General features: G+C 33.1%; 10 protein-coding genes. 6 read left to right on the top strand and 4 right to left on the bottom strand.

Translation table 11 applies throughout. The annotated features are described in order from the left end of the window. A partial coding sequence (locus tag BMX83_RS10285; protein WP_177170579.1) for a transposase occupies positions 1 to 191 on the bottom strand: 191 nt, incomplete at its 3' end. A gap of 141 nt (positions 192 to 332) precedes the next feature. Here BMX83_RS10285 and BMX83_RS10280 point away from each other — a divergent pair. Further along, complete coding sequence (locus BMX83_RS10280) at positions 333 to 1,043, top strand: tryptophan-rich sensory protein (protein WP_091636745.1); 711 nt, start codon at positions 333 to 335, stop codon at positions 1,041 to 1,043. Between the two features lie 147 nt (positions 1,044 to 1,190). On the opposite strand, the gene BMX83_RS10275 is transcribed toward BMX83_RS10280, so the two are convergent. Then, positions 1,191 to 2,090 carry a cation diffusion facilitator family transporter gene (locus tag BMX83_RS10275; protein ID WP_091636747.1) on the bottom strand — a complete coding sequence of 300 codons (900 nt, stop codon included), beginning with the start codon at positions 2,088 to 2,090 and terminating at the stop codon, positions 1,191 to 1,193. Positions 2,091 to 2,349: 259 nt separating this feature from the next. On the opposite strand from BMX83_RS10275, the gene BMX83_RS10270 reads away from it, so the two are divergent. Together BMX83_RS10270 and BMX83_RS10265 are read left to right on the top strand one after the other, a co-directional pair. Next, the gene (locus BMX83_RS10270) at positions 2,350 to 2,571 is read left to right on the top strand and encodes a YdbC family protein (protein ID WP_091636743.1); all 222 of its coding nucleotides are present in this window, start codon (positions 2,350 to 2,352) and stop codon (positions 2,569 to 2,571) included. Positions 2,572 to 2,643: 72 nt separating this feature from the next. Next, on the top strand, positions 2,644 to 3,450 hold the full coding sequence (locus BMX83_RS10265) for an aldo/keto reductase family protein (protein WP_091636741.1): 807 nt from the start codon (positions 2,644 to 2,646) through the stop codon (positions 3,448 to 3,450). Between the two features lie 55 nt (positions 3,451 to 3,505). On the opposite strand, the gene BMX83_RS10260 is transcribed toward BMX83_RS10265, so the two are convergent. Further along, a complete protein-coding gene (locus tag BMX83_RS10260; RefSeq protein WP_091636739.1) occupies positions 3,506 to 4,102 on the bottom strand; it encodes a ribonuclease H1 domain-containing protein in 597 nt (198 codons plus the stop codon). Positions 4,103 to 4,309: 207 nt separating this feature from the next. Between BMX83_RS10260 and BMX83_RS10255 the strand changes: the two genes are divergently transcribed. From BMX83_RS10255 to BMX83_RS10245, 3 genes are read left to right on the top strand one after another with little or no spacing between them, the layout of a single operon-like run. Continuing rightward, on the top strand, positions 4,310 to 4,972 hold the full coding sequence (locus BMX83_RS10255; RefSeq protein WP_091636737.1) for a YutD family protein: 663 nt from the start codon (positions 4,310 to 4,312) through the stop codon (positions 4,970 to 4,972). Positions 4,973 to 4,982: 10 nt separating this feature from the next. Next, positions 4,983 to 5,753 (top strand): TIGR01457 family HAD-type hydrolase, encoded by a 771-nt coding sequence (locus BMX83_RS10250; RefSeq protein ID WP_091636735.1) that lies wholly within the window; start codon positions 4,983 to 4,985, stop codon positions 5,751 to 5,753. Between the two features lie 4 nt (positions 5,754 to 5,757). Then, positions 5,758 to 6,384, top strand: coding sequence for a TIGR01906 family membrane protein (locus BMX83_RS10245; RefSeq protein WP_091636733.1), 627 nt, complete (start codon positions 5,758 to 5,760; stop codon positions 6,382 to 6,384). 151 nt (positions 6,385 to 6,535) lie between these two features. Here BMX83_RS10245 and BMX83_RS10240 read toward each other — a convergent pair. Further along, the coding region (locus BMX83_RS10240; protein ID WP_143059530.1) for an IS3 family transposase at positions 6,536 to 6,830 on the bottom strand (295 nt) is incomplete at its 5' end.

Genomic DNA, 6,830 nt, shown 5'->3' with positions numbered 1-6,830 from the left:
AAGTTATCATGTGTGAAGTAAACACGTTTGTCTTTAATATGGAGCCACTGTTTAGCTACGTGTGAAAAGTCGAAGGTATTCATCACCTCTTTAACTAAGACCAAACCCGAATCACTCGATAAGCGACCACCTGTATGTGAAATAGTCAAATTTGAATTGAATTTTACCTGGTTTTTGTGTAAGCTAGTCATGAGAAGAACTCCTTTCTTATGGTTGGTTTCGACACCTTTACCATATCAGAATGGGGTTCTTTTTGCATCACTTAACAGGTGAAAATGAAAAAGTAAATGAAGACTGCCGTTAGGCAGTTTCAGACGGTTTGAAGTCAAAGTATGAATTATTCAGGATATAGTATTGTTTTCTTACTTATGCTGGCGGTAAACTACCTAACTGCAACAAATGTGGGGAGTATAGCAGATGAAAACCCAGCAATCATTCAACCTGCCGGCTATGTATTTTCAATATGGGGAATAATATATTTACTGTTGTTTGTTTGGATTATACGGTTATTTTTTATAAATAAAGAAACGGATTATATAGTTGAGCAGTTGCATTATTGGCCAGTGGCTAATTTTATTTTAAATGGGGCTTGGATTTTTACCTTTACACAAAGACTCTACCTCTTGTCTACCATTGTTATTGTGGCTTTACTCGTGACTTTGTTTGTAATCTATAAAAAATTATCAGCTCCCTCTGTCACTTGGTTCGATCGTTTACCGTTTTCTCTATATTTTGGATGGGGAACTGTTGCAACGATTGTAAATATTGTGACCTGGGTTAAGAAAACTGGCGTAGAAGAGGTACTCGGATTTAATGAATATCAATGGACTCTAGGTCTGCTTATTATTGCAACTGGGATTGCTGTTTTTGTCTCACTCTTACACAAAGATTGGCTCTATTCTCTGGTTTTTGCCTGGGCATATATAGGTATTATTATAAGAGATGATTATGACCTTTTCTGGCTGATGGTCATTTGTAGCATAAGTGTTTTAATTCACTTAAGTGTGTCGCTGTATACAGCTTTTAAACCAACATATAAATAGATAAAATAAAAACTCTTTGGTAATAGTTTAGTGAAAGATCAAATAATTAAGACCCACGTAGGAGTGATGGAATCGGAATCTCAAAATAGATGAACCCACTTTTATAAAATGTCGAAAAGAGGATGGCCCGTATGTAGGGCATCCTCTTTACATTTGGTCACGATTAAATTGCTTGATTAAATTATCAGGTTCTACATGAACATCAGTATGCATAACGTCAAATTCGTCATAGAGTAGCTTTTCTATTCTTTCAGTAATATCATGACCTTCTTGTACGGTCATTTTTCCGTCGACGAGAATAGTTACATCAACATACGTATTTGCCCCATACATTCTTGCTTTAATAGAGGACACTTCTTTTACTTTATCAAGGGTAAGAATTTTGATTTTATATGAATGGAGATGTTTATCTTTAAAACCATCGGATAATGAGAAGGTGCTTTCTCTAAAGACGTCAATCCCTGTTTTTATGATAATGACAGCGACAACCGAAGCCATCATATTATCAAGCCATACCCAGCCTATTGATGAACCAATAATAGCCATTGCAGTAGCTAAACTGGTTAAACTATCTGCCAAATTGTCACGTGCGACGGCTTTTAATCCATCACTGTTAACATTTTTTGCTAAGTTTAAGTTGTAACGGTAAAGTATAAATAGAATGAAGGAACTTATTAATGCAACAATTGAAGCCAATTTATTAGGTTCTACAAGTTCATTTTGAAAAAATCTTAGGATACTGTTTTGAAAGATTTGAAAACCTACAAACAACATAATAAAAGAAGTTATTAGACTCGCTATAGGTTCAGCTTTCCAATGTCCATAGGGATGATTCTTATCAGCAGGTTTTCTAGCTGTTTTTAAACCTGCAAGTATAGTTACAGAAGAAAGTACATCCGTTAAATTATTTAATCCATCTGCCGATAACGAAGATGAATCCAAAAAGAAACCAACAACAAATTTTGCTAGTGCCAAAATCATATAAACACTAATAGAAACTTTTGCCCCTTGTTCAGCCATTTTTACACGCTGTATTTGATTATTCAAATTATCCCAACTTTTTTTGTATTTCATTTAACACCGGGGTGTGTAAAGTTAGTTTATAAGAGTAGCATATAAAAAGCAATAAAAAGCTATTTTCTACCAGTGGACAAGTTAATATAACTGGGTAATTCAAACCTATTAATATAAACATAACTAGTTTTAAAAAGCCTACGCCTATGAAGAGTAGCTTAAAAATAGTATACTATATTGTGAGAGGTGTTATCTGTTTAAATATCTCAGTATATTTGAAGGAGTGTATTTGATGTCTAAAATATCATATGAAGTTATTGAACATCTAGCCGTTCTTTCTGAAAATCCAAAGGGATGGAAGAAAGAATTGAACTTAGTGAGTTGGAATGATCGTCCGCCTAAATTCGATATTAGAGATTGGAGTCCAGATCATTCAAAAATGAGTAAAGGACTAACATTTTCAAACGCAGAATTAACACAATTAAAAAAAACGCTAACTGAAATAGATATTTAAAAAGCGTGGAGATAGATACCTGCTATTGCTAAATAATATAGTACATTATAAACGTTAAAAGGGAGTGTAAATATGGAATATGTAAGCTTAAATAATGGAATACAAATACCTTCTCTAGGTACCGGAACTAATACGTATGGAAAAGAAAATAATGATTATAATGGAGAATTAAATGGTGACTTCGCACTATTGGAGTCAGCTATAAAAATGGGGTATCGCCTTATTGATACAGCTATTTCATACAGGAATGAAGCTGGAGTTGGGAAAACGATAAAAGAAAGTGGGGTTGACCGCCAAGAGTTCTATATTACAACGAAAATTCCGCCTTCAAAAGAGTATACTAAAGATAAAGAAACAGTAAGAGAAACGTTGAATCAGAGCTTAATCAATCTACAAACAGATTATATCGATTTATATCTGGTTCACAAACCTATAGAAGAAGAAGAAAGATTGAAAGTAACATGGGAAGTTTTGGAAGAGTTTGTTAGTCAAGGAAAAATTAAGACGATTGGGGTTTCAAACTTTTCAAATGAGCAACTTGAACAGTTAAATAAGTTTGCGACGATTAAACCTGCTATAAATCAAATCAAGTCTAATCCAACAGAGTGGAACAATCAGTGGATCTCGTATATGCATGACCATAATATTAGACCGCAAGCCTGGGGGCCAATGAAGACAACAGACGGTCAAAGAAGAATATTAAGTGATATTGGGAAGCCGTATGATAAAACGTGGGGGCAAGTTATTTTGCGATATCAAACGCAAAGAGGAATTGTTGTGATTCCTAAATCACACAACCCAGAAAACCAACAGGATAATCTAGAAAGTCTTAATTTTACTCTTTCAGACGAAGATATGAAAATAATATCACAATTATAAAAAACCAAGGCACTCTATTCACGGATAGAGTGCCTTGGTTTTGGAATTGTATTAATCACTTTTTTAAAGCGCGTTTAGCTAACTCATCAGCTCTTTCATTATATGTCACACCTGTATGAGCTTTTACTTTAATGAAGGAAACATCAATCTTGCTAGCGTAAGAGCGGAAATATTTAACATAATCTTTTGAAACAATTTTGTTAGCCCGCCATTGTCCAGTAGCCCACATTTCAATCCCCAAGTAGTCATAGTAAATAGAAAGTTCCTTGTAGCCATTTTTGATGGCCCAACGGATAGCATTCAAAGCTCCAAAACATTCTCCAGCAATTTGGAAGCTTTCTGCATATTTCGGATCATTGGCTGAATTGCTTAATTCTTTTATTACTGTATTATTTTTTAATAAGACTGCACCATAGCTATAAATTTTGGTTCGTTTATCAAAGGAACCATCGACATAAGCAATCAATGTGTTTTGGTCACTATTTTTTTCTTTCTTTTCCTGATTAGCAGTGTAAGCTTTTGCTTCATTTAAAGATTTAAATGATTTAAACTGAGCACCTGAAAAGCCCGATACCTGTTTGCTTGCTTCAGCCCAAGTGGAATAGATGCCTGGTTTGTGACCAGTTTTAACAGCGTAGTATTTTTTCGACATAAAATCTCCTTATGTAAGTAATTTTAATATTACTTTAGAAGAAGATAGTGACAATGTCAATTTAATAAGGATTTTTAAGTTGTATAAATTAATTTTTGAGCACATCAAATATATGTTAAAATAAGCAGAGATATTAAATTATGTGTAAAAAGATAAAAGATGTAGGAGTTAAATAGTCTTTAGCGTCTTTGAAGGGAACGAATATATGTGAGTAAAGAAAATAGAAAAGAAAAGCCATCCAAGCTAACTGACGATAAATTAGAAACAGTTATTAATCCTGAAGATAGAAAGATTAAAAAAATTGATACTGATCATATTTCTATAAAAAATGAAAAATATGAAATAATGAAGGATTATAAAGAAGCATTGGATTTGGAATTACTTGAAGAAAGATATAGTGACTTTTTAGAAAAATATGACTATATTGTCGGAGATATGTCATATGGGAAATTAAGATTAAGAGGTTTTTACAATGACGATGTAAAAAAAATTCCAATCGACATGCGTATTTCTTATTTGGAAGATTATCTTCTAGAATACTGTAGTTTCGGCTGTGCGTATTTTGTTTTGAAAAATACGGAATCAAAGAAAAAGAGACCTGAGCATCAGTATAGTTCCAATAAGAAAAAACAGACTCAAAATAAATCAAAGAGAAGTAGCAACAAAAAGCCGTATAAAAAGAAGCAAACTCAAGTACCAAAAAAATCAAATAAAAAAGAAAAAACACCATCTAATACTAAAGCAAAGCGTTCATTCACCAAAAAACATCGCAGTAAAACAGAAGATAAAAATGAGAAAAAAGAGGATATCAAAGAAGTGAAAAATAATAACGGTAAGACCCGCTTTCAAATAAGAAAAAAGAAAAATTAGGAGCTATATTATGTGCAACGAAAAGTTCAAAGGTTACTTTATTGATTTAGATGGGACAATGTATAAAGGAACGGAGCCAATAAAAGAGGCCCCAAACTTTATTAAAAGATTACAAGGAAATAATATTCCGTATTTGTTTTTGACAAATAATTCCACCAGTACTCCTCAGGATATCGCAGAGAGATTAGCTGGAAAATTCAATATTCCAGCGGAACAAGAAAGTATTTATACAAGTGCTTTAGCGACTGCCGATTATGTTAAGAGACAAGAAGGTAATCGTATTTATGTAATAGGCGAGGACGGTTTAAAAAAAGCGCTTGTCGATGCAGGAATGGAACTTGTCAATGAAGATATTGATCATGTTGTAGTAGGACTGGATCGCACGTTGTCTTACGAAAAATGCGAAATAGCTACCTTAGCGATACAAAACGGGGCTTCATTTATTGCCACAAATGAAGATACAAATATCCCAACTGAAAAAGGCATGAGTCCTGGAGCAGGGTCTCTAATTGCTCTCATTGAAAAAGCTTCTCATGTTGAACCTACATTTATTGGTAAGCCCGAAAAAATCATGATGATGTCTGCTCTAGATAGAATAGGGTTCAAGGCAAATGAGGTTCTTATGGTGGGGGATAATTATAATACGGATATCAAAGCAGGTATAAATAGTTCCATCGACACCTTGCTCGTTCTAACCGGCTTCACAAAACGAATGGATCTTAAGCAAGTTGAAATTCAACCAACATTTGTGATAGACACATTGGATGAGTGGGGGATTTAGAATTATGGAAGTCTTAAAAAAAGTGACGGGATTGTCTAGTCTGTTTTTATTTATCATTACTATTAGCATAAGTTTTGTTATATTATTTACACCCTTGTATTATTATACTGCGTCGTCTTTAGGCTTGCCAGACACGTTGAATTTATCGATAGAGGCACTAATGGAAAACTACTATGTTTTACTAAAATACTTACACTTTCCATGGATAACAGAATTAAATTTCCCTGATTTTATTAGTTCTGAAAGTGGGTTGTTTCATTTTTTTGAAGTGAAAATACTCTTTTATCTTAACTATATTATCTTGATATTATCTGCTATTGGTAGTTTTATCTATTTTAGAGTAATGAAAAGAACTAAACGGATCTGGACACTACAAAAACCTTTTTTTATAGCGTCTTTAGTTCCTCCGTTACTATTACTATTTTTGACGGTAAGCTTTGATAAAATGTTTGTTTTGTTTCATGAAATTTTCTTTAATAATGATGACTGGTTGTTTAATCCAGCAACAGATCCTATCATTCTAGCTTTGCCAGAAGAATTTTTCATGTATACATTTTTACTGTTTTTTCTATTAATTGAAACATTATTTATTTTTATGTATCAATATAGTAAACGGAATGCATTTAAATAATTGTTTGTTTATGAGTTGCAGTAGGAACAATTGAGTGACTTTGAAAAAGAAGTAATGAAAACACTGAAAACATAAAGAAGAGGCTGGGGTCGGTATAGTGACCCCAAAAAGTTAGACTTTTTAACAGAGTAGATAATCCTACTCTGTTTTTTTATGCGCTTTGTTTTAAATAAGGTGGTGATAAACGGTATTCAATCGGACTTAACCAATTAAGTTTTTCTTTCATTCGATAGTTGTTGTAATAATAAATATAGTTGCCTATTGCTTTTTCTAATTCCTCATAACTTTTATAAATACGTCCGTGATACATTTCTTGTTTCAAGATACTAAAGAAGTTTTCCATTGGACTGTTATCGAGACAATTTCCCTTACGGGACATGCTCTGGAAAATCTTATTATCATTTAATTCTTCTCCATAAGCTTGCATTTGATAAGCCCAGCCTTGG

This window comes from Alkalibacterium gilvum (assembly GCF_900109085.1).
Classification (GTDB): Bacteria; Bacillota; Bacilli; order Lactobacillales; family Carnobacteriaceae_A; genus Alkalibacterium; species Alkalibacterium gilvum.
The sequence above is the reverse complement of the archived record's forward strand: the minus strand, read 5'-3'. Positions and strand labels throughout refer to the sequence as shown.